Origin of the sequence: Sphingomonas sp., from assembly GCF_017304635.1 — a bacterium.
Taxonomy (GTDB): Bacteria; Pseudomonadota; Alphaproteobacteria; order Sphingomonadales; family Sphingomonadaceae; genus Sphingomonas.
This window is the reverse complement of record NZ_JAFKMA010000003.1, coordinates 276,813-297,433: the sequence shown is the minus strand read 5'-3', so window position 1 is coordinate 297,433 and position 20,621 is coordinate 276,813. Positions and strand designations below refer to the sequence as shown.

Below are 20,621 nucleotides of genomic sequence, written 5' to 3'. Positions count from 1 at the left end.
TGGGACGGTGGGGAGCTGGGTCCCCGCTTTCGCGGGGATGACGGAGTGTGGTAGGTGAGCGAAGTCATCGAAACAGAAGCGGAAACGGACGCCGGCGAATCCGGCGCAACCACCCGCATGAACATGATCCAGGCGATCAATTCCGCGCTCGACGTCATGATGGCGCGCGACGCCGACGTGATCGTGATGGGCGAGGATGTCGGCTATTTCGGCGGCGTCTTCCGCGCGACCGCCGGCCTGCAGAAGAAATTCGGCAAGCAGCGCGTGTTCGATACGCCGATCACCGAATGCGGCATCGTCGGCGTCGCGGTCGGGATGGGGGCATACGGCCTGCGCCCGGTGCCGGAGATCCAGTTCGCGGACTACATCTACCCCGCGCTCGACCAGTTGGTCAGCGAGGCGGCGCGGCTGCGCTATCGCTCGGCGGGCGAGTTCATCGCGCCGATGACGATCCGCTCGCCGTACGGCGGCGGCATTTTCGGCGGGCAGACGCACAGCCAGAGCCCGGAGGGTATCTTCACCCACGTCTCCGGCGTGAAGACGGTGATCCCGGCGACGCCCTACGACGCCAAGGGGCTGCTGATCGCGGCGATCGAGGACAACGATCCGACCATCTTCTTCGAGCCCAAGCGCATCTATAACGGTCCGTTCAACGGCCATTGGGACCGCCCGGCGGAGAATTGGTCGAACCATCCCGGCGGCGCGGTGCCGACCGGATATTACAAGGTCCCGCTGGGCAAGGCCAACGTGGTCCGCGCCGGCGAGGCGCTGACGATCCTGTGCTATGGCACGATGGTCCATGTCTGCCAGAAGGTGGTCGAGGAGGCCGGCGTCGATGCCGAGATCGTCGACCTGCGCACGCTCGTCCCGCTCGATATCGAGGCGATCGAGGCGTCGGTGAAGAAGACCGGGCGCTGCATGATCGTGCACGAGGCGACGCGCACCAGCGGATTCGGCGCGGAACTGTCGGCGCTGGTCCAGGAACGCTGCTTCTATCACCTCGAAGCGCCGATCGAGCGAGTCACCGGCTTCGACACGCCCTATCCGCACAGCCTGGAATGGGCCTATTTCCCCGGCCCGGTCCGCATCGGCCAGGCGCTCAAGAAAATCCTGAAGGACTGACGGCGATGCCGTTCCTTCCCCCGTTCGTTTCGAGCGAAGTCGAGAAACGGGGTTTCGTCGTGCATGAACGTGTCTCGACTTCGCTCGACACGAACGGAGTGGTTTGATGACCCGTTTCGAATTCCGCCTGCCCGACATCGGCGAAGGCATCGCCGAGGCCGAGATCGTCGCGTGGCACGTCAAGGTCGGCGACACGGTGAGCGAGGACCAGCAGCTCGCCGACATGATGACCGACAAGGCGACGGTCGAAATGGAGTCGCCGGTCGCGGGCACCGTGCTCGAACTGGCGGGCGAGGTCGGCGATCAGGTGCCGATCGGATCGACGCTGGTGGTGATCGAGACCGCCGGGGACGCGCCCGCCGCCGCGCCGATCGCGCCGTCAGCCGAGACCGTCGCCGACGTGGCGCCCGACAATATGCCGGCCGAAACCAAGGCCGATGAGGTCGCCGAGCAGGTCGAGGCGGAGAATCCCGGCGTCGCCGATGCCGAGGGCAAGACCCCGGCGTTCGAAGCCGCGCCCGCACCCCCGGCGATCCATGTCGCAGCGCCGCCCGAACCGGCCAATCCGGTGCTCGCCTCGCCCGCCGTTCGCCAGCGCGCGACGGAGCTTGGCATCGACCTGTCGCAGGTCAAGGTGAGCGAGGGCGACCGCATCCGCCACGCCGATCTCGACGCGTTCCTGCGCTATGGCGGGGGCCAGGGCTATCACGCCCCGCACGCCAGCCGTGCGCGCGACGACGAGGCGATCAAGGTGATCGGCATGCGCCGCCGCATCGCCGAGAACATGGCTGCGGCCAAGCGCCACATCCCGCATTTCACCTATGTCGATGAGATCGACGTGACGGTGCTGGAAGACGTGCGCGCCGATCTCAACGCCAATCGCGGCGGGCGGCCGAAGCTGACGATGCTGCCGCTGCTGATCGTCGCGATCTGCCGCAGTCTGCCCGACTTCCCGATGCTCAACGCGCGCTACGACGACGAAGCGGGCGTCGTGACGCGCTCGGGCCGGGTCCATCTCGGCATGGCGACGCAGACTGATGCCGGGCTGACCGTGCCGGTGATCCGCGATGCGCAGGACAAGAACGTCTGGCAACTGGCGAGCGAGATCGGCCGCCTGGCGGAAGCGGCCCGCGCCAACAAGCTGAAGCCCGACGAGATGGGCGGCGGCACGATCACCGTGACCTCGCTCGGCCCGCTCGGCGGCATCGCGACGACCCCGGTCATCAATCGTCCCGAAGTCGCGATCATCGGCCCTAACAAGATCGTCGAGCGCCCCGTATTCCGCGGCGACGACATCGTCCGCGCCAAGCTGATGAACCTGTCGATCAGCTGCGACCATCGCGTCGTCGATGGCTGGGATGCGGCGAGCTACGTCCAGTTGCTCAAGAAGTATCTCGAAACGCCGGTCCTGCTGTTCGCGGACTGATATCCCGATCGTCACCCCGGCCTCGTGCCGGGGTCCACTAGGCGGCTTTCCCGTGGCTGAAGGTGAGAGCGACGCGCGCGCGGCACCGTGGATCCCGGCACGAGGCCGGGATGACGACCCATGGGATCGCCGCCGCGACACCCTGACACATTCGTGCGACATCTCGCGCCTAGCGCGGTCGTTCACGATCGGGAGTGCGGCATGGGTATCTGGCTGGCATTGGCATTGCAGGCGGCGGTCCAGGATCGGCCGCCCCTCGCGGGCAGCCTGCCGCCGATGCCGGAACCGCACCGCATGCGCCCAGACGAGGACCGCCCTCACGGCCGGTTGTTCATCAGCCCGATGGGCGAGCCGTTCCGCGGTCCCGACCCCGTGCGGCAATGGTTCGACCAAGCCGATACCGACCATGACGGCAAGCTGACCTCGGCCGAGTTCGTCGCCGACGCGATGCGCTTCTTCGCGGTGCTCGATCGCGGGCATGACGGCGAGATCGATCCCGACGACATCGAATATTACGAGACCGTGCTGGCCCCCGAAATCCGCACCGGCGGCGAAGGCGGCGGGATGCGCGCCGGCGCCGGCAGCGGGGGGCGCGGCGGCTATGGCGGCGGGCGACGTGGCGGGGGCAGCGGTGGCGGTCGCCACGGCGGCGGCGCCGGTCGAGGCGGCTCCGGCAGCACCGGGGGCGACGGCGCGTCCGGCCAGACCGCCCCGCGCTACGATGCGACCCGGCGCGGCGCCGCGCGCTTCAGCTTCTTCGACTATCCCGAGCCGGTCACCGTCGCCGACACCAATTTCAACCGCGGCGTCGATCCCCAGGAGTTTCGCGCCGCCGCGCTCGAACGCTTCGCCATGCTCGACAGGAAGCATGACGGCCATCTCACCCGCGGCGAACTGCCACAGCTCGCCGGGCAGCCGCTCCACACGCCATAACGGAGGCAATCGCCGCCGAATCGGCGACGGTTCCGCTTTGACCGCATCCGCCGCTCTTTGATCCTCCCGGCCAACGAATCGGTTGGGGGGGACGGGATGGCCGAGCTGCTGGAATCGCTCAATTCATTGACCGGGCTCGGGATCGCGCTCGGCATCATCGCGGTCGTCGCGCTGCTGGCGTACCTGCATCACGATTCGTTTCCGATCACCGACGTCAGCTATCGCCTGCCGCTGGTCGGCAAGCTCGCGCGTTATTCGCGCGACCTGTCGGAGAAGAAGTCGGGCGGCTGGCTCAATTCAGAACTGACCCTGTGCCGCGACTATGCCCGCCACGTCAGCGCGATCTCGCCCGAGGAATTCGGCAAGAACAGCGAATATCTGCGCAAGGCGTTCGATGCCGGGCGCAAGCCGATCCCGAAGACCATCTTCGGGCTGATCGGCGCGTTGATCGTGATGGAAGCGGTCGGCTTCGCGCTGCTGCTGAGTTCGTGGATGGCGACCGATTCGTCGGAGAATTTCCGCTGGATGCTGACCGCGATGATCGTCGCGGTACTGGCGATCATCCTGGTGATGGTGACGCATGCGGCGGGGCACCAGCTCTATCGCACGCGGCTGCTGCGGAGCTGTTTCAAGCGATTCCAGGCGGAAAACCTGGTCGCGCCAGAGACGCAGCGCGCCAACCGCACCTACACCTCGCGGATCGTGTCGCTGAGCGACGAGCAGGGCGTCGACGACGATCGGCCGCAGCACGTGCAATGCGCCAATCGCGTCGCGACCACGCCCGACGATCTCGGCAGCTATGCCTGGGTATGGATCGCCGGCGCGCTGATCGTGACGATCGCGACGCTGTCCACCCTGCTGCGGATCGAGACGTTGCAGGGAAACGAACTGGCGCAGTCGGCGGGCGGACTGTTCGGCGGCGGCGGCGGCAACGCGGCCGCCGCGTCGGATTCGCAGGACGCGCAGCATTATGCCGCCATCACCAGTTTCTGGATCCTGGCGATCGTCTTCGTGGTGACGCAACTGGTCGGGATGGGCGTCGGCTATCGCTACGGCTTCGTCGGCAAGCAGAGCGGGGAGGCGTATCGCGCGATCGGCGGGTGCGCCGATTACGAGACCTATTTCCGGCCGATGCGGCGGCGGATGAGCGTCGTCGACCTGCGGCTCAGCACCCTGCACCGGATGATGGAGCGCCACCTGCCGGTCGATATCGACTGGGACCGCGATTTCCTGACCTTCGTGCGGGAGGAGCGCAAGCGCGGCGTCACCGACCTGCAGGACCCGACCGAAGTCGCCAAGGCGGCGACCCGCGCGCTGATCGAGGATCACAATGCCGCCCGGCGGAGCGAGCCGGCCGCCGGCGCGACGGGTGAGGCGCCACCTGAACCGACCGCCGCGCCGTCGCTGGAGGAAAAGGCGTGATGCGCGCCGCCCTGATCCTGCTCGCCGCCTGCGCCGCGTTGTCGGCGTGCGGCTCCGGCAAGAAGCATGGAGCGGCCGCCGGCGGCGGTAGCGGCGACCTGATCCCCAGTTGCTACGCCGATGCCGGGCTCGACGCGAACCGGCCGCCATCGGCACAGGCGCTGTTCGTGGTGATCGACCAGACCACCGGGCTCGACGATCGCCTGCGCGCGACCGTGGCGAAGGCGGCGAAGGCGCTGGTCGCCAGGCGCGGCGACGTCGCGCTCTACACCTTCTCGGCGATCGACCGCACGCATTACCCGACGCTGGTCGCGAGCGGCACGGTCGAGACGCCGGTCGCTTCCGGCGACCGCGCGTCGCTTTCCGTCAAGCGGCTCGAACGACTCGACAAATGCCTCGGCCAGCAGCTCGATTTCGCGCAGACGGCGTTCGCGACCCGGCTCGCCGCGGCGACCGGCGACGCGACCGCGCAATACAGCCATTCCGCGATCCAGACCGGCCTTACCCAGATCTCGCAGGCGGTCGCCCGGTCGCACGCGCCGACCAAGATCGTGCTGTTGGTGTCGGACATGCTCGAACATTCGGACATCACCAGCTTCTACGACCATCACAAGCTGCGCCTGATCGATCCGGCCGCCGAACTCGCGCGCAGCAAGCAGGCCGGGGCGATCGGCGATTTCGGCGGCGCGCGCGTGATCGTGGTCGGGGCCGGGCTGCTCGCGGCCGATGCGGGGCAGGATGCCGAACGCGCAACGCCGGCATTGCGCGCGCTGCACGATTTCTGGACGGTGTGGTTCGCGGCGTCGAACGCGAAGCTGACCGATTACGGCGAACCCGATCTGGTCAACCCGATCGAGTGAGCGCGGTCAGGCCCCGGCCGCTTCCGCCTGCACCTCGGCGACGAGTTCCTTGCGGCTGAGTTTGCCGACCATGGTCTTGGGCAGCGCCAGCCGGACGACGACCTGATCGACGCGCTCGTGATGGCCGAGTTGCGGATTGAGCCACGCCTTCAGTTCCTCCGGCGTCGCGACCGCGCCGTCGCGCAGGGTCACGTAGGCGCGGGGCTGCTCGCCGCGATAGGTGTCGGGCACGCCGATCACCAGCGCCTCCTTGATCGCGGGGTGGTGGTAGAGGATCGCCTCGATCTGGCTCGGGAACACCTTGAAGCCGCTGACGGCGATCATGTCCTTCAGCCGGTCGACGACGCTGATGAAGCCGTCGCCGTCGATCTCCCCGACATCGCCGGTGCGCAGCCAGCGGCCGGTCGTGTCGGCGACGAACACCTGCGCGTCGGCATCGGGGCGGTTCCAGTATCCCGCCATGATCTGCGGGCCCTGCGCGACGATCTCGCCGGGTTCGCCATCGGGCGGCGGGCGCGTCGAGTCCTCCTTGTCGACCAGCTTGACGCGAGTGCCGGGGATCGGCTGGCCGATCGAGCCGAGCTTGCCGTCGGCCGCATAGGGGTTGCACGACACGACCCCGGCGCTTTCCGACAGACCATAGCCCTCGATCACCCGCGCGCCGGTCACCGCCTCGAACCGCGCCTTGACCTCGGCGGGGAGCGGGGCGCCGCCCGAGATGCAGTATTTTAGCGACGACAGATCGGTCCGTGCCAGCCGCGGATGGTCGAGCAGCGCCTGATACATCGTCGGCACGCCGGGCAGCGCGGTCGCCTTCGTCCGCGCGATCGCTGCCAGCACCTGCCCGCCGTCGAACCGAGGCAGCATCACGATCGTGCCGCCGTTGACGATCGTCCGGTTCATCACGCACGTATTAGCGAAGACGTGGAACAGCGGCAGTACGCCCAGGATACGGTCCTCGGCGCCGGGATCGGGGTCCATCCCCTCGACCTGCCGCGCGTTCGCCGACAGGTTCTGGTGCGTCAGCATCGCGCCCTTGGGCGTGCCGGTGGTGCCGCCGGTATATTGGATCACCGCGATGTCGGCCGCCGGATCGATCGTGGGGGCGGCGAAGTCGCCCTTGTTCGCGATCAGCCGAGAAAAGGCCATGATGCGCGGGTCGTCGGGACGCTTGGCGGTCTCGCTCCCGCGGAACAGGCGGTAGAACAGCGACTTCGCCGCAGGCAATGCGCCGGCGACCGATCCGACGATCAGCCGCTCCAGGCTCGACCCCTCCAGCACCTTGAGCGCGGTCGGCAGCAGCGCGGTCGCCGACAGCGTGAAGAGCGCGCGCGTCCCCGAATCCTCGACCTGATGCTCGAGCTCGGTCGCGGTGTAGAGCGGCGAGAAATTGACCACCGTCGCGCCCAGCATCAGCACGCCGTAATAGGCGGCGAGGTAATGCGGCACGTTGGGCAGGAACAGCCCGATGCGGTCGCCCCGCCCATAGCCGAGCGCGGCCAGCCCCGCCGCTACCCGCCGCGCCCCGTCGAGCGTCTCCGCATAGCTGTAGTGCCGGCCGAGGAAATCGATCAGCGCGCGCTCTTTATGCTTCGCCGCCGACGCTTCGAGCATGGCGGGCAGCGACAGCGGCGGATAGTCGGTCGCCCAGGGGGTCGGATGGCGATAGGCGCCGCCGCGCCAGACCGTGTCGGGATCGATCGCCACGCGCTCGATCAGGCGCCGGCGCGCGTCGTCCAGGTCAGCAGGAACTTGACCGCGACCAGCCCGAAATCGACCGCGGCCTGGATCCGGTGCGGCGCAGGGTCGCTGGACTGATGCGTCAGGATTTCGATGTCCGTTGTCGGATGGCGCACGATCGCGACCAGCGCGAGCACGCCGAGAACCGCAAGCAAGATCCGATGCCGCCGCATGCGCGCACCATAACCGCACGCCGGCGTAACGACAAAGGAAATCGCGAGTGCTCGCGGCGGTCGATCGCGTGCCGTCGGCCGGGCTCGACGCCGTCCCGGATCGGGATCGTTATGGTCGCGGAACGTGGTTAATCGAAAGGCGTTGGGCGAGGATGACGCGACCCTTTTTTCCGCCCGCCGCCCTGCCCGCGATGCTGGTCGCCGGCATGGCCGTGCTCGCTCCCGCGACGGCATCGGCGCACGATCGCGATGTCGCGACGCGCGTGGTGTCGATCCGCGACCTCGATCTGTCGAGCACATGGGGGATGGACCGTACGATCCACCGCTTGCGCAACGCGATCGACACGATGTGCGACGACGACGAGGATTGCCGCGACGAGGCGTGGCTGAGCGCCGACTGGCAAGTCGCGCGCGCCGCTGCCGATGCGGGATGGCGCCGGCGCATCGCCGAGGAGCGCGACGCCGACCGCCTGCGCTATCGCTGGCAACCGCCGGTGCCGCCGGCTGGCGATTGGGGAGCGCCGCCGCCTCCACCATCGGCGGACGATATGGTGCCGCCACCGCCGCCGCCGCCACAACCGCCTGCACCGGTCGCGAGCGTGACGACCACGACGACGACAACCACGACCACGACCGTCACTCTGGTCTATCGTCAGCCGCCCCCCGATTACGGCTGGTATCCGCACTAGGGAGCACCCCAGCCGCAAGCCGGGTTCCTCGCTAAGTATGCATTAGCGACGAACGAGACGCCGGGTCGCGCCCGGCGTGCTATGCTCACCCTGCGCCTAGCAGAGCTTCAGCCCGCCCAGCCCGATCCGTGGCCGGCACTTCTTCTTGCCGCCATTGGCATCGCCGTTCGACGACCCGTCGCCGCTGCGATCGCCGCCCATTCCCGGCATGCCCAGCAACAGCGCGGTGTTGGCGCGGTAACGGATGCGGGCGGTCCAATCGGGATGCCAGGCCGCCCGGGGATTGGCCGGGCGCGGCGGATAGGCGAAGGTCCGCTCTGGACCGTAGGCGTAGAGTTGGGTCATCATGAAACCGCCCGCCATGCCCTTCACTTCGGCCGGGACTTGGCAACTGGTCTGGCTCGGGGGCATCACGACGCGGCGCGCGATGAGACCGGCGACCGTGGCAGGCGACAGCCATTCGGTCAGCCCGCCACCGAATTCCTTGCCGCTCGCGGAGGTCCACCACACCATGTCGGCGCTGTCGTCGCCCGCGCTCTTGGCGCCGATCAGCCACGCATAATAGCCGGTCGCGGCCGGCACCGCATTCCAGTTCAGCAACTGCGAGCCGTCAGGCTGGCCCTGCGAGCTTGCGCGCAACGCGGCCATGAAGTCCTGGTCGAGCGCGAACTTCATCTCCGGGCTGTAATTGCCCGCGACGCGATGCTCGCCGATCAGTGACGAATCGGCCTTGAGCGGCTTGGTCGAGCGGCCGCTCGGCCAGCTGCCATAGGTGCGCGAATTGGCGGGCGTCGGACCGGTCTCGGCCGGCACGCTGACCGAGAACAGGCCGGGCGGGAACTGCGTCTGGCCGAGCTTGCTGAAGTCGATCACGATCGGCTGGCCCGGCCCGGCATGGGCGCCGCACCCCCAATAGAGCAGCAGGCGACCCTTCGGCCGGCGCATCTCGCCCGGCTGGCGTTCCTCGACCGGGCCGGGCGTCGCAGCGGTCGGGGTCGGCGTCACCAAAGGCACGGACGAGCCGAGGTTCATCCCCGCCGGCATGAAGTGATCCGCCGCCGGCGCCCCCGTCGCCGCCAGCGTCGACCCCAGCCGCAGCGTCAGCTGGTGCGCGACCGCATCGCCGCCGCCGCGACCGCCGAACATCATCTTCATCGGGTTGACGCCCCCGGCCATGAACCCGGACGCCGTCGATACGTCCATCTGGTAGCGGGCCTTGGGCGGCGTCTCGCCCCCCGGCGCGGCATAGCCGATCCCCGTCGCCAGCACCGCCGCGCTCGTCGCCCACGTCACGAAATGTCGCATGACCCGTTCCCCTCGTTTCTCGCGACGCGAGAATAAACGGGTCGAGCGGCCACGGATTGGACAGAGGCGACGTTTCGGCAGCACATCCGCGTTCCTGCGAAAGCAGGAACCCAGAGCCAAGATCGGCAGCGCTCGTAATCCTGGGCTCCTGCTTTCGCAGGAGCACGCGGCAGGAGGCGGGCGCCAACGACATGGGCCGGGGAATCACTTCCCCGGCCCGTTCGTCATTTACCGCGTGGCGGCGTCAGGCGTCGGCCTTCACCGTCTTGCTGCCGCCCTTCTTGCCCGGCTTTTTCGGCGCGGCGGGTTCGATCGCGAAGGATAGTGCGCCGTCCTTCATCTTCACCGTCACCTCGCCGCCATGGACCAGCTTGCCGAACAGCAGTTCCTCGGCCAGCGGCTGCTTGATCTTCTCCTGGATCAGGCGGCCCATCGGACGCGCGCCGTACAGCTTGTCATAGCCCTTCGCGGTCAGCCACGCCTTCGATTCGTCGTCCAAGTTGATGTGGACGTTGCGGTCGGCCAGCTGCAGTTCGAGCTGCAGGATGAACTTGTCGACCACGCGCGCGACCACTTCCGGCGGGAGGTAGCCGAACGGCACGATCGCATCGAGCCGGTTGCGGAACTCCGGCGTGAACATCTTCTGCACCGCCTGCTCGTCCTCGCCCTCGCGCGTCAGGTTGCCGAAACCGAGCGTCTCGCGCGCCATGTCGCTGGCACCCGCGTTCGTCGTCATGATGAGGATGACGTTGCGGAAGTCGACCGACTTGCCGTGCTGGTCGGTCAGGCGGCCGTTATCCATCACCTGCAACAGGATGTTGAACAGGTCCGGATGCGCCTTCTCGATCTCGTCGAGCAGCAGCACGCAATGCGGCTGCTGGTCGACCGCGTCGGTCAACAGGCCACCCTGATCGAACCCGACATAGCCCGGCGGCGCGCCGATCAGCCGGCTGACCGAATGGCGCTCCATATACTCGGACATGTCGAACCGTTGCAGCGGGATGCCCAGGATCGAGGCGAGCTGGCGCGCGACCTCGGTCTTGCCGACGCCGGTCGGCCCGGTGAACAGGTAATTGCCGATTGGCTTGTCGGGATCACGCAGGCCGGCCCGGCTCAGCTTGATCGCCGAGGACAGTTTCTCGATCGCCTCGTTCTGGCCGAACACCACGCGCTTCAGGTCGGTCTCTAGCGTCGCGAGCGCGAGCGTATCGTCCTTCGATACCGATTTCGGCGGGATACGCGCCATCGTCGCGATCACCGCCTCGATCTCCTTGGTGGTGATGGTCTTCTTGCGCTTCGACGGCGGCACCAGCATCTGCATCGCGCCGACCTCGTCGATCACGTCGATCGCCTTGTCGGGCAGCTTGCGGTCGTTGATGTAGCGCGACGACAGTTCGACCGCCGCCTTGATCGCATCGGGCGTGTACTTGACCTTGTGATGATCCTCGAACGCCGAGCGCAGGCCGGCGAGGATCTTCACCGTATCCTCGATCGTCGGTTCGTTGACGTCGATCTTCTGGAACCGGCGCAGCAGCGCGCGGTCCTTTTCGAAATGGTTGCGGAACTCCTTGTAGGTGGTCGATCCGATGCAGCGGATCGTCCCGCCCGACAGAGCGGGCTTGAGCAGGTTCGACGCGTCCATCGCGCCGCCGCTGGTGGCGCCAGCGCCGATCACGGTGTGGATCTCGTCGATGAACAGGATCGCGTCGGGCATCTTCTCGAGTTCGGTCACGACCGCCTTCAACCGCTCCTCGAAATCGCCGCGATAGCGCGTGCCGGCGAGCAGCGCGCCCATGTCGAGCGAATAGATGACGGCGGGCTTGAGCACGTCGGGCACGTCGCCCTCGACGATCTTGCGCGCGAGCCCTTCCGCGATCGCGGTCTTGCCGACGCCGGGATCGCCGACATAGAGCGGGTTGTTCTTCGACCGGCGGCACAGGATTTGCACCGTGCGATCGACCTCCGCCATGCGCCCGATCAGCGGGTCGACCTTACCGGTCTTCGCCTTTTCGTTGAGGTCCACGGTGAACTGCTTGAGCGCGGATTCGCTCTTGCCCTTGTCGCCCTTGGCCGGTTTCTCTTCCTCGGCGGCGCCCTTGGGGGTCGTCGCTTCGGCCGCGGCGCCGCCCTTTCCGACGCCGTGGCTGAGGTAGCTGACCGCGTCGAGCCGGCTCATGTCCTGCTGTTGCAGGAAATAGACCGCATAGCTCTCGCGCTCGCTGAACAGGGCGACCAGCACGTTGGCGCCGGTCACTTCGTCGCGGCCCGAGCTCTGGACGTGCAGGATCGCGCGCTGGACGACGCGCTGGAACCCGCTGGTCGGTGACGGATCGGTCGCCTTGTCGACCTTCAGCGCGTCGAGCTCGGTGTCGAGATAGTGCGCCACCGTCGTGCGCAGGTCGTCGAGCTCGACGCCGCAGGCCGACATGACCTTCGACGCATGCTCGTCGTCGATCAGCGCGAGCAGCAGATGTTCGAGCGTCGCATATTCGTGGCGCCGCGAGCTGGCGGCTTCGAGCGCCTTGTGCAGGGTGGTTTCGAGCGCGGAGGCGAAACTCGGCATTATGACTTTACTCCTGACGGGCCGCGGGAACGCACGGCCCTTTCCGCTAATGTCGGAAGGGAAGGGCCCCGCATCAAGCGCCGGCCGATATCCGCATCATCCTGTCGGCTCGCCCTCGTCGAAGTTCGGGCCGGCGCGAGGATGCGGTTCGCGCTCATCGCTTGAATAAGGCGTCGGCGCTTGCGCGATGGTTAACGGCGCGTTGAATATGATTTTTTATTCGCTGCACCTCGCCCTCCAGCGTCGCGATGCGCGCTTCGAGCTCGGCGACCGACAGCGGATCGAGATCCTGCTTGACCAGGAGCGCGAGCGGGTCGCCGGGGCGCGGCAGATTCTCCTCGGAATCCATGCGGCGAGTCGTTGACCGCGGCGAGGCCGATGTCAATAACGGCGCGATGGGGCAGGCAATTCCAAGCGTGATGCGCGCGATCGACCCGGCGACGCCCGGCGGGCCGGAAGTGCTGGAGATCGTCGAGCGGCCGGTGCCGCGAGCGAGCGAGGGCGAGGTGCTGATCCGCGTCGCCGCCGCCGGGATCAATCGCCCCGAACTGTTGCAGCGCGCCGGCATGTACCCGCCGCCGCCGGGCGCGCCGTCGATCCTGGGGCTGGAGGTCGCGGGCACGATCGCCGCGGTCGGCGAGGGCGTCGCGCCCGAACTGGTCGGCCAGCCGGTCTGTGCGCTGATCGCGGGCGGCGGCTATGCCGAATATGCCGTCGCGCCCTACGGCCAGTGCCTGCCGGTGCCACACGCGCTGTCGCTGGTCGAAGCGGCGGCGATGCCCGAGACGTTATTCACCGTGTGGACCAACCTGTTCGAGCGCGGCTACGCGGCGGAGGGCGACACGGTGCTGGTCCATGGCGGTACCAGCGGCATCGGCACGATGGCGATCAAGCTGTGCAAGCTGTTCGGGGTGACCGTGATCGTGACCGCGGGCAGCGACGAGAAGTGCGCGCAGGCGAAGGCGCTCGGCGCCGATCATGCGATCGACTACAAGACCCAAGATTTCGTCGCCGAGGTGAAGGCGGCGACCGACGGCAACGGCGTTCAGGTCGTGCTCGACATGGTCGGCGGCGACTATGTCGCGCGCAACCTGCAATGCCTGGCCGATGACGGCCGCCACGTCTCGATCGCGGTGCAGGGCGGGCCGATGGCCACCGTCCCGGTATTCGAGATCATGCGCCGCCGCCTGACGCTGACCGGATCGACGCTCCGCCCGCGCTCGGTCGCGTTCAAGACCGCCGTCGCCGACGAGATCGCCCGTACCGTCTGGCCGCATGTCGAGGCGGGACGGCTCAAGCCGGCGATCGACCGCACCTACCCCCTCGCCCAGGCCGCCGACGCTCACCGCCGGATGGAAGCGGGCGAGCATGTCGGGAAAGTCGTGCTGACGATCGGCGATGGATAAGCCCGGCTGATCGACCATCCGGCAGAATTGGTTGGACGGAAGCGGCGGTGGCGGCTTTCCTGCCGCCAACGAATTGGGAGAGCGCCACGTGGCCAATCTGATCCTGCACGAATATGCCCGGTCGGGGAATTGCTACAAGATCCGGCTGACCGCGGCGCATCTCGGCATTCCGATCGAGCGGCGCGAATACGACATCATGGCCGGCGAGACGCGCTCGCCGGCGTTCCTGGACGCGGTCAACGCCAATGGCCGCATCCCGGTGTTGCAGGTCGGGGACGACTACCTGCCGGAAAGCAACGCGGCGTGCTGTTACCTGGCGGACGGGTCCGACCTGATCCCGCACGACCGGTTCGATCGCGCCGACATGCTGCGCTGGATGTTCTGGGAGCAGTATAACCACGAGCCCAACGTCGCGACGCTGCGCTTCTGGTACGGCTGGGTCGGCGAGGACAATCTGACCGATCTCCAGCGCGCGATGCTGCCCGCCAAGCATGCCGCGGGGGAGGCGGCGCTGACGCTGATGGACGAGCATCTGTCGCGCACGCCGTTCTTCGCGGGCGGGCGCTTCAGCCTCGCCGATATCGCGCTCTACGCCTACACCCATGTCGCCGAGGGCGGCCGGTTCGAACTGCATCTTTATCCGGCGGTGGAGGCGTGGCTGGCACGCGTCGCCGACCTGCCGGGGCATATCGCGATCGACGCCTGAGCGGCTTTGTGACGGCTTCGTGAAACCGGCACGATTCCAACTGTAACATTTCATGTCCATTGGGCTCCTCGTCAGCAAGGCGGGGTGCGCGACATGAACGAGATGAGCCCATGGGCACGCGACGGCGTGCACGATTTTGCCCAGTCGCAACCGGCGATCCCGGAACGCGTGATCGCCGGGCGGCGCCAGTACCGGACGATCTGGATCAGCGACGTGCATCTCGGCACGCGCGGCTGCAACGCGGAGATGCTGATCGACTTCCTCGACCATGTCGACAGCGAGAAGATGTACCTGGTCGGCGACATCATCGACGGCTGGCGGCTGAAGAAGAAGCTGCACTGGCCGGCCGCGCACAACGACGTCGTCTGGCGCCTGCTCAAGCGGGCCAAGCGCGGCGCCGAGGTGATCTACATTCCCGGCAACCATGACGAGATCGTGCGCCAGTTCTGCGGGCTCGATTTCGGCGGCATCGCGATCCGCCGCGACGCGATGCACGAAACCGCTGACGGCAAGAAGCTGCTGGTGCTCCACGGTGACGAGTTCGACGCGATCATGCTGTCGCACCGCTGGCTCGCCTATGTCGGCGACCAGGCGTACGAGCTGATGATGGCGCTGAACCGCGTGGTCAATGCGTGGCGGCGGCTGTTCCGGATGCCGTACTGGTCGCTGTCGAAACACGCCAAGGCGCGCGTCAAGAACGCGGTCGAGTTCATCTCGCGCTACGAGGAAGTGGTCGCGCAGGCGGCGGTGCATCGCGGCGCCGACGGCGTCGTGTGCGGGCACATCCACACCGCCGAATTCCGCGAGATCGGCGGTGTCCTCTATTATAACGACGGTGACTGGGTCGAGGGCTGCACCGCATTGGTCGAGCATTTCGACGGGCGGATGGAAGTGCTGCACTGGGCCGACGAGATCGCCGCGCGCGAACCTGCCGCCGACCCCGTCCTGCTCGCGGCCTGAGCCCATGCGGATCGCGATCGTCACCGACGCCTGGAGCCCCCAGGTGAACGGCGTCGTGCGGACGCTGCAAGCGGTGCGCGGCGAGCTCGAACGGCTCGGCCACGACGTGCTGGTGGTGTCGCCCGATCTGTTCCGCTCGCTGCCGTGCCCGACCTATCCGGAAATCCGGCTGGCCTTCGCCTCGACTGCGCGGGTGGGGGAGATGCTGGAGACGTTCGGTGCGCAGGCGGTGCATCTGGCGACGGAGGGGCCGGTCTGCCTGGCCGCACGACGCTGGTGCCTGGCGCGCGATTTCCCATTCACCACCGCCTATCACACCCAATTCCCCGATTACGTCGCGGCACGCACCGGGGTGAGTCCGGACTGGGTGTGGCGCTACATCCGCTGGTTCCATGGCCCGGCGCAGGCGATCCTGGCGGCGACGCCGTCGATCGCGGCGACGCTGCGCGGGCGCGGGCTGACGCGGTTGCGGCATTGGGGGCGGGGGGTCGACCTGGCGCTGTTCGGCAAGGTCACGCCCGATCCGGCGATCCGCGCGCTGGCGCTGGCGAACCCCGGGCCGATCCAGCTCTACGTCGGCCGCGTCGCGGTCGAGAAGAACGTCGCCGCGTTCCTGGCGAACGGGCATCCCGGCAGCAAGGTGGTGGTCGGCGACGGCCCCGCGCTCGCGCAATTGCAGGCGCGCTTCCCGACCGCGCATTTCCTGGGGGCGAAGTTCGGCGCCGACCTCGCCGCCGCCTATGCCGCCGCCGACGTTCTGGTCTTTCCCAGCCGCACCGACACGTTCGGGCTGGTGATGATCGAGGCGATGGCGTCGGGCACGCCGGTCGCGGCCTATCCGGTGACGGGGCCGGTCGACGTGCTGACCCCCGCGGTCGGCGCGATGGACGAGGACCTGGCGGCCGCGATCGCCGCCGCGCTGACCCGCGACCGCACCGCCTGCGCTGCCTATGGCGCCGGGTTCAGCTGGACCGCCAGCGCGCGCCAGTTCCTCGCCGCGCTGGTTCCCGCGGTCGACGATGCGATCGCCGCCTAAATCCTTATTCGTCATCCCCGCTTTCGCGGGGATGACGCGGGAGGGAAGGTCAATGCTTGCCCCAGCCGCGCTTACCGATTAAGTCAGCCCCACGACGCGGCCGCTCCGAAAGGGGCGGCCCTATTTATTTCCGACGGAGAATATCGTGGCCCAGCCGCTCATGCCGCACGCGACCGCTTCCTGGCTGGTCGACAACACCTCGCTCAGCTTTGAGCAGATCGCCGAGTTCTGCGGCCTCCACATCCTTGAGGTGCAGGCGATCGCCGACGACACCGCCGCGACCAAGCTGACCGGCCGCGACCCCGTCCGTGCGCACGAACTGACGCTGGACGAGATCGAGAAGGGCCAGGCCGACCCGAACTACACGTTGCAAATGCTCAAGGGTCCGGAGCAGGTCCGCCGCACCAAGGGCCCGCGCTACACCCCGGTGTCGAAGCGCCAGGACAAGCCCGACGGCATCGCCTGGATCATCCGCAACCATCCGGAAATCACCGATGGCGCGATCTCCGGCCTGATCGGCACGACCCGCACGACGATCGCGGCGATCCGCGACCGCAGCCACTGGAACATCGCCAACATCACGCCGAAGGATCCGGTGACGCTCGGCCTGACGACGCAGCGCGAGCTCGACGCGGCGGTGGCGAAAGCGGCGAAGGCGGCCGGCATCGAAGCCCCGGTCGACACCCGACTGGAGGGCGACCGCGAGGCATTGCTCGAACAGCTTCGCGCCGAACGCGAACAAGCCGCCCGCGACGCCGAAGCTGCCGCCAACGGCGAAGCGACCGGCCCGGTCGAACACACCGCGGAAACACTGTTCAAGCGCTGAGGCGAGGCGAAGGTGAAGGGGCGGCACCGTCCGCCCCGGTGCGCGCCAGCGCATCGCCAAGCCCGGCCGGCGGACGAGCGCATAGCGCCTCGGTCCGGCCGACGGCTTTGCCGGCGGCGCGGCGCGAAAGATCACACCAACATCGCCCCCGCCACAACGGCGTAGCCTGACAAAGGCGCCTGCCCGCCCGGCCTACCGAGTAGCCCGAGCGAAGAGCCGGCCTACGCCTAGCCGAACGAAGGCTGAGCGGTCGGCGCGCTGCGTCCGCTTTGCCAGATCGGCCGTACGATGCGTCCGCGACGGATCGCCGTCGCCAACAGCGTAGCGACCAGCAACGCGGTAATCGCCAGCCCGGGCAGCGAAGCGTCGGCTCCGCCGGCTCCGCCTGTCAGCCAGTCGGGTCCCGCAACGCGCGAAACGACCAAGCCGTTGGCGCCGTACAGCGCCATCTGGGCGACCCCGATCGCGGCGTGCAGCCCGATCGCGGCCCACAGCCGCCGCGTCACCATGTACACGGCCGCGAACAGGAGCCCCGACTGCAACCCGGCCGCGAGCGCCGAGCTCGTCGGCATGCCGCTCAGCAGGACGCCGCCGCCGAAAAAGGCGGCTGACGCCAGCAACGCCAGCCAGCTCCCCACCAGTCGCTCGGCAAGTCGAAAGAACAGCCCGCGTAGCGCAAGCTCGAGGCAGATTACCGTGCACACCTGCGTGAATGCCGGCGCCAGCAGCCCTCGCGACAGGGTGAAGCCTTCGACGCTGACGGCCCCCGCCGCGGCCTGGACCCCGAAGATCGCGAGACACAGCGCCAGGCCGCCGCCGAAGCCCAGCCCGACCTCGGTCAGCCAGCCCGCTTTGTCCAATTCCTCGAAGTCGCGGCGTCGCTCGACGATCCGAACGAACACGACGTAGACGAGGATGAACGCCGCCGCTTCGATCAGCGGCACGAGGTAACGAGCGCCCGGCACGTGACTGAAATAGCCCAGGCCGACGCCGAGCAGCTTGAGCCCCAGGACCGCCGCGACAAGCAGGAACAGCGCGCAGGCCGCCAGCATCACCGGAAAGTGGACGACGCGCCACACCTTGCTGTCGGGTGGCGTCACCGGCGTGATGGGCATGATATGACCCGGCCCGTCGAGCCGGACCAACGCGCGTGAGCGGGCCAGATTCGTCACATTCATTCCCCCGTGCAGCCGAATCTGCGTGCATCCGCCCTATCGGATGCCGGATCGGCCGGGCAAGCATCGCCGATGCCTGACCGTGCCTAAACGAGACAAGGATGTTCGAGCGGGTCCTCCGCCTCAGGCTCGCGCTGCCATGCATCGAAAGTAGCCGTCCGCCAAACCGGGCTGCTGGGTCGGCAAGTGGGTCCTAAACACCCACCCCTCGCCCACTTCCCCCTCCCCCGATCCGTTGCTACCCGCAACCGATGGCTACCCGTACCGATGCGGCGTTCGTCGCCGACGAGAGTTTCGTGCCCACCAGCCACAAAGGGCTGACCTATCCGTTCGGCGGGGCCGAGCCGGGGGCGGGGGAGGTGATGACGGTGGCGGCCGGGGTGCGCTGGGTGCGGCTGCATGTGCCGGGGCCGCTTCGCCACGTGAATTGCTGGTTGCTCGACGACGCCGACGATCGGGGTGACGGTGTCGCCTTGGTCGATGCGGGGATGAACCGCCCGGAGACGCGCGAGGCATGGAAGGCGGTGTTCACGGGGCCGCTCGCCGGAACGCGCGTCACCCGCGTGATCGGCACGCATTTCCACCCCGACCATATCGGGCTCGCCGGCTGGATGTGCGATCATCACCGCGCGCCGCTGTGGATGACGCGCGGCGAGTGGCTGACCGCGCAGATGCTCGTCGCCGATGCGCGCGCCGAGACGCCGGCGGAGGTGAACGCGTTCCGCCACGGCTGCGGCTGGTCGGTGGAGCAGATCGCGCACGCATCGGCGCGCGGCTGGGCCAATTTCGGGCGGATCGTGCGGCCGTTGCCCCTCAGTTACCGCCGCCTGGTCGATGGCGAGACGATCGCGATCGGCGGGCGCGATTGGCGCGTCGTCGTCGGCTCGGGCCACAGTCCCGAACATGCCTGCCTGCTGGACGAGGCGAACGGGGTGTTCGTCGCGGGCGACCAGGTATTGCCGCGGATCAGCCCCAACGTCTCGCTCGGCATCACCGAGCCCGCGGCCGATCCGCTCGGCGAATGGTTCGCGTCGATCGCCAAGCTGAAGCGGGAGGTGGCGGCCGACGTGCTGACGCTGCCCGGGCATGGTGACCCGTTCACCGGCCTGCACGTCCGGCTCGACGCGATGGACCGCGAGCACCGCGCGCGGCTCGACGAGCTCGAAGTGTTCGTGGGCGAAGCGCCCCGCCGCGTCGTCGATTGCTTTGGCCGCCTGTTCCGCCGCGCGATCGGCGACGACATGCTCGGCATGGCGACCGGCGAGGCGCTCGCGCATCTCAAACGGCTGGAGGTCGAAGGGCGGGCGGTGCGCGACACTGGCGCGGACGGCGTGTGGCGGTGGTCGGCGGGCTAGGCTAGGTTCGGCGGCTTCGGGGGGCGAATCGGAGAGCAGCCGTGTGCGACGAACAGACCGCCGACGACAACGATCGCTTTCTCGCCAGCGTGCATCCGTCGCGGCGGACGTTCGGGATGCTGGCGGGCGCTGCGGGGATGGCGGCGTTGTGGCCGGCGCCGGCCGATGCGCTGGCGGTCGCGGGCAAGGACGTGACGATCGCGACGCCCGACGGCCAGTGCGACGCCTATTTTGTCGCACCCGCGAGCGGCCGGCATCCGGGTGTGCTGATCTGGCCCGACATCATGGGGTTGCGGCCGGCGTTCCGGCAGATGGCCGACCGGCTGGCGCAAAGCGGCTATGCGGTGCTTGTGGTCAACCAATTCTATCGTTCGGTGAAGGCGCCGTTCCTGGCGGCCGGCGAATCGTTCGACCAGCCGGCGGTGCGCGCGCGGATCATGCCCTATACGCAGGCGCTGACGACGGCGGGCACGGTGCGCGACGCGACCGCCTTCACGGGGTGGCTCGACAAGAAGGCTCAGGTCGATACGGCGCGCGGGCTAGCGACGACCGGCTATTGCATGGGCGGGCCGATGGTGTTCCGCACCGCCGCCGCGCGCGCCGACCGCATCCGGGCGGCGGCGACGTTCCACGGCGGCGGGCTGGTCGGCGACAGGCCCGACAGCCCGAACACACTGATCCCGCAGATGAAGGCGCGATTCCTGATCGCGATCGCCGCCAATGACGATGCCAAGGCGCCGGGCGACAAGGATGTGCTGAAGGCCGCCTTCGCCGCCGCCCACCTGCCCGCGGAGATCGAGGTCTATGCCGGCACGATGCACGGCTGGTGCCCGCCCGACAGCCGCGTCTACGACGCCGCGCAGGCGGAGAAGGCGTGGGGGCGGATGCTGGCATTGTTCGAGACGGCGTTGAAGGCGTGAGGAG

At 68.3% G+C, this 20,621-nt stretch carries 19 protein-coding genes; 13 read left to right on the top strand and 6 right to left on the bottom strand.

Going from position 1 to position 20,621, the window contains the following annotated elements; translation table 11 throughout:
* The first annotated feature begins 117 nt into the window (after positions 1–117).
* From J0I47_RS11040 to J0I47_RS11020, 5 genes are all read left to right on the top strand, one after another.
* Complete coding sequence (locus tag J0I47_RS11040; RefSeq protein ID WP_294047192.1) at positions 118–1,122, top strand: alpha-ketoacid dehydrogenase subunit beta; 1,005 nt, start codon at positions 118–120, stop codon at positions 1,120–1,122.
* A 106-nt stretch (positions 1,123–1,228) separates the two neighbouring features.
* Positions 1,229–2,548, top strand: coding sequence for a dihydrolipoamide acetyltransferase family protein (locus J0I47_RS11035; RefSeq protein ID WP_294047047.1), 1,320 nt, complete (start codon positions 1,229–1,231; stop codon positions 2,546–2,548).
* 201 nt (positions 2,549–2,749) lie between these two features.
* Positions 2,750–3,481, top strand: a complete 732-nt coding sequence (locus tag J0I47_RS11030) for an EF-hand domain-containing protein (RefSeq protein ID WP_294047046.1) — start codon at positions 2,750–2,752, stop codon at positions 3,479–3,481.
* 96 nt (positions 3,482–3,577) lie between these two features.
* On the top strand, positions 3,578–4,903 hold the full coding sequence (locus J0I47_RS11025) for a hypothetical protein (RefSeq protein ID WP_294047045.1): 1,326 nt from the start codon (positions 3,578–3,580) through the stop codon (positions 4,901–4,903).
* Complete coding sequence (locus J0I47_RS11020) at positions 4,903–5,763, top strand: hypothetical protein (RefSeq protein ID WP_294047044.1); 861 nt, start codon at positions 4,903–4,905, stop codon at positions 5,761–5,763. The genes J0I47_RS11025 and J0I47_RS11020 overlap by 1 nt, the downstream gene beginning before the upstream one ends.
* A gap of 6 nt (positions 5,764–5,769) precedes the next feature.
* Here the strand turns inward: J0I47_RS11020 and J0I47_RS11015 are convergent, their stop codons facing one another.
* Complete coding sequence (locus J0I47_RS11015) at positions 5,770–7,377, bottom strand: long-chain fatty acid--CoA ligase (RefSeq protein WP_294047191.1); 1,608 nt, start codon at positions 7,375–7,377, stop codon at positions 5,770–5,772.
* Between the two features lie 101 nt (positions 7,378–7,478).
* Positions 7,479–7,676, bottom strand: a complete 198-nt coding sequence (locus J0I47_RS11010) for a hypothetical protein (RefSeq protein WP_294047043.1) — start codon at positions 7,674–7,676, stop codon at positions 7,479–7,481.
* A gap of 152 nt (positions 7,677–7,828) precedes the next feature.
* Here J0I47_RS11010 and J0I47_RS11005 point away from each other — a divergent pair, with 152 nt between their 5' ends.
* Positions 7,829–8,365 (top strand): UrcA family protein, encoded by a 537-nt coding sequence (locus J0I47_RS11005; RefSeq protein WP_294047042.1) that lies wholly within the window; start codon positions 7,829–7,831, stop codon positions 8,363–8,365.
* A 96-nt stretch (positions 8,366–8,461) separates the two neighbouring features.
* On the opposite strand, the gene J0I47_RS11000 is transcribed toward J0I47_RS11005, so the two are convergent.
* From J0I47_RS11000 to J0I47_RS10990, 3 genes are all read right to left on the bottom strand, one after another.
* A complete protein-coding gene (locus J0I47_RS11000) occupies positions 8,462–9,670 on the bottom strand; it encodes a hypothetical protein (RefSeq protein WP_294047041.1) in 1,209 nt (402 codons plus the stop codon).
* 244 nt (positions 9,671–9,914) lie between these two features.
* Positions 9,915–12,233 carry an ATP-dependent Clp protease ATP-binding subunit ClpA gene (clpA, locus tag J0I47_RS10995; protein ID WP_294047040.1) on the bottom strand — a complete coding sequence of 773 codons (2,319 nt, stop codon included), beginning with the start codon at positions 12,231–12,233 and terminating at the stop codon, positions 9,915–9,917.
* A gap of 154 nt (positions 12,234–12,387) precedes the next feature.
* The gene (locus J0I47_RS10990; RefSeq protein ID WP_294047039.1) at positions 12,388–12,582 is read right to left on the bottom strand and encodes a DUF1192 domain-containing protein; all 195 of its coding nucleotides are present in this window, start codon (positions 12,580–12,582) and stop codon (positions 12,388–12,390) included.
* A gap of 70 nt (positions 12,583–12,652) precedes the next feature.
* Between J0I47_RS10990 and J0I47_RS10985 the strand changes: the two genes are divergently transcribed.
* From J0I47_RS10985 to J0I47_RS10965, 5 genes are all read left to right on the top strand, one after another.
* A complete protein-coding gene (locus tag J0I47_RS10985) occupies positions 12,653–13,639 on the top strand; it encodes an NAD(P)H-quinone oxidoreductase (protein WP_294047190.1) in 987 nt (328 codons plus the stop codon).
* Between the two features lie 88 nt (positions 13,640–13,727).
* Positions 13,728–14,345: a glutathione S-transferase family protein gene (locus J0I47_RS10980; protein WP_294047038.1), complete on the top strand. Its 618-nt coding sequence runs from the start codon at positions 13,728–13,730 to the stop codon at positions 14,343–14,345.
* 93 nt (positions 14,346–14,438) lie between these two features.
* The gene (locus tag J0I47_RS10975; RefSeq protein ID WP_294047037.1) at positions 14,439–15,305 is read left to right on the top strand and encodes a UDP-2,3-diacylglucosamine diphosphatase; all 867 of its coding nucleotides are present in this window, start codon (positions 14,439–14,441) and stop codon (positions 15,303–15,305) included.
* A gap of 4 nt (positions 15,306–15,309) precedes the next feature.
* Positions 15,310–16,341 carry a glycosyltransferase family 1 protein gene (locus tag J0I47_RS10970; protein ID WP_294047036.1) on the top strand — a complete coding sequence of 344 codons (1,032 nt, stop codon included), beginning with the start codon at positions 15,310–15,312 and terminating at the stop codon, positions 16,339–16,341.
* A gap of 145 nt (positions 16,342–16,486) precedes the next feature.
* Complete coding sequence (locus J0I47_RS10965) at positions 16,487–17,167, top strand: DUF1013 domain-containing protein (RefSeq protein WP_294047035.1); 681 nt, start codon at positions 16,487–16,489, stop codon at positions 17,165–17,167.
* A 227-nt stretch (positions 17,168–17,394) separates the two neighbouring features.
* On the opposite strand, the gene J0I47_RS10960 is transcribed toward J0I47_RS10965, so the two are convergent.
* Positions 17,395–18,339 carry a CPBP family intramembrane glutamic endopeptidase gene (locus J0I47_RS10960; RefSeq protein WP_294047034.1) on the bottom strand — a complete coding sequence of 315 codons (945 nt, stop codon included), beginning with the start codon at positions 18,337–18,339 and terminating at the stop codon, positions 17,395–17,397.
* Between the two features lie 254 nt (positions 18,340–18,593).
* On the opposite strand from J0I47_RS10960, the gene J0I47_RS10955 reads away from it, so the two are divergent.
* Positions 18,594–19,697: an MBL fold metallo-hydrolase gene (locus tag J0I47_RS10955; protein WP_294047033.1), complete on the top strand. Its 1,104-nt coding sequence runs from the start codon at positions 18,594–18,596 to the stop codon at positions 19,695–19,697.
* A gap of 41 nt (positions 19,698–19,738) precedes the next feature.
* Positions 19,739–20,617: a dienelactone hydrolase family protein gene (locus J0I47_RS10950; protein ID WP_294047032.1), complete on the top strand. Its 879-nt coding sequence runs from the start codon at positions 19,739–19,741 to the stop codon at positions 20,615–20,617.
* Positions 20,618–20,621 lie beyond the last annotated feature (4 nt).

Excerpts from the sequence above, each read along its gene's own strand:
- J0I47_RS11040 (WP_294047192.1), top strand. The coding sequence starts at position 118 with ATGAACATGATCCAGGCGATCAATTCCGCGCTCGACGTCATGATGGCG.
- J0I47_RS11035 (WP_294047047.1), top strand. The coding sequence starts at position 1,229 with ATGACCCGTTTCGAATTCCGCCTGCCCGACATCGGCGAAGGCATCGCC.
- J0I47_RS11030 (WP_294047046.1), top strand. The coding sequence starts at position 2,750 with ATGGGTATCTGGCTGGCATTGGCATTGCAGGCGGCGGTCCAGGATCGG.
- J0I47_RS11025 (WP_294047045.1), top strand. The coding sequence starts at position 3,578 with ATGGCCGAGCTGCTGGAATCGCTCAATTCATTGACCGGGCTCGGGATC.
- J0I47_RS11020 (WP_294047044.1), top strand. The coding sequence starts at position 4,903 with ATGCGCGCCGCCCTGATCCTGCTCGCCGCCTGCGCCGCGTTGTCGGCG.
- J0I47_RS11015 (WP_294047191.1), bottom strand. The coding sequence starts at position 7,377 with ATGCTCGAAGCGTCGGCGGCGAAGCATAAAGAGCGCGCGCTGATCGAT.
- J0I47_RS11010 (WP_294047043.1), bottom strand. The coding sequence starts at position 7,676 with ATGCGGCGGCATCGGATCTTGCTTGCGGTTCTCGGCGTGCTCGCGCTG.
- J0I47_RS11005 (WP_294047042.1), top strand. The coding sequence starts at position 7,829 with ATGACGCGACCCTTTTTTCCGCCCGCCGCCCTGCCCGCGATGCTGGTC.
- J0I47_RS11000 (WP_294047041.1), bottom strand. The coding sequence starts at position 9,670 with ATGCGACATTTCGTGACGTGGGCGACGAGCGCGGCGGTGCTGGCGACG.
- clpA (WP_294047040.1), bottom strand. The coding sequence starts at position 12,233 with ATGCCGAGTTTCGCCTCCGCGCTCGAAACCACCCTGCACAAGGCGCTC.
- J0I47_RS10990 (WP_294047039.1), bottom strand. The coding sequence starts at position 12,582 with ATGGATTCCGAGGAGAATCTGCCGCGCCCCGGCGACCCGCTCGCGCTC.
- J0I47_RS10985 (WP_294047190.1), top strand. The coding sequence starts at position 12,653 with ATGCGCGCGATCGACCCGGCGACGCCCGGCGGGCCGGAAGTGCTGGAG.
- J0I47_RS10975 (WP_294047037.1), top strand. The coding sequence starts at position 14,439 with ATGAACGAGATGAGCCCATGGGCACGCGACGGCGTGCACGATTTTGCC.
- J0I47_RS10970 (WP_294047036.1), top strand. The coding sequence starts at position 15,310 with ATGCGGATCGCGATCGTCACCGACGCCTGGAGCCCCCAGGTGAACGGC.
- J0I47_RS10955 (WP_294047033.1), top strand. The coding sequence starts at position 18,594 with ATGGCTACCCGTACCGATGCGGCGTTCGTCGCCGACGAGAGTTTCGTG.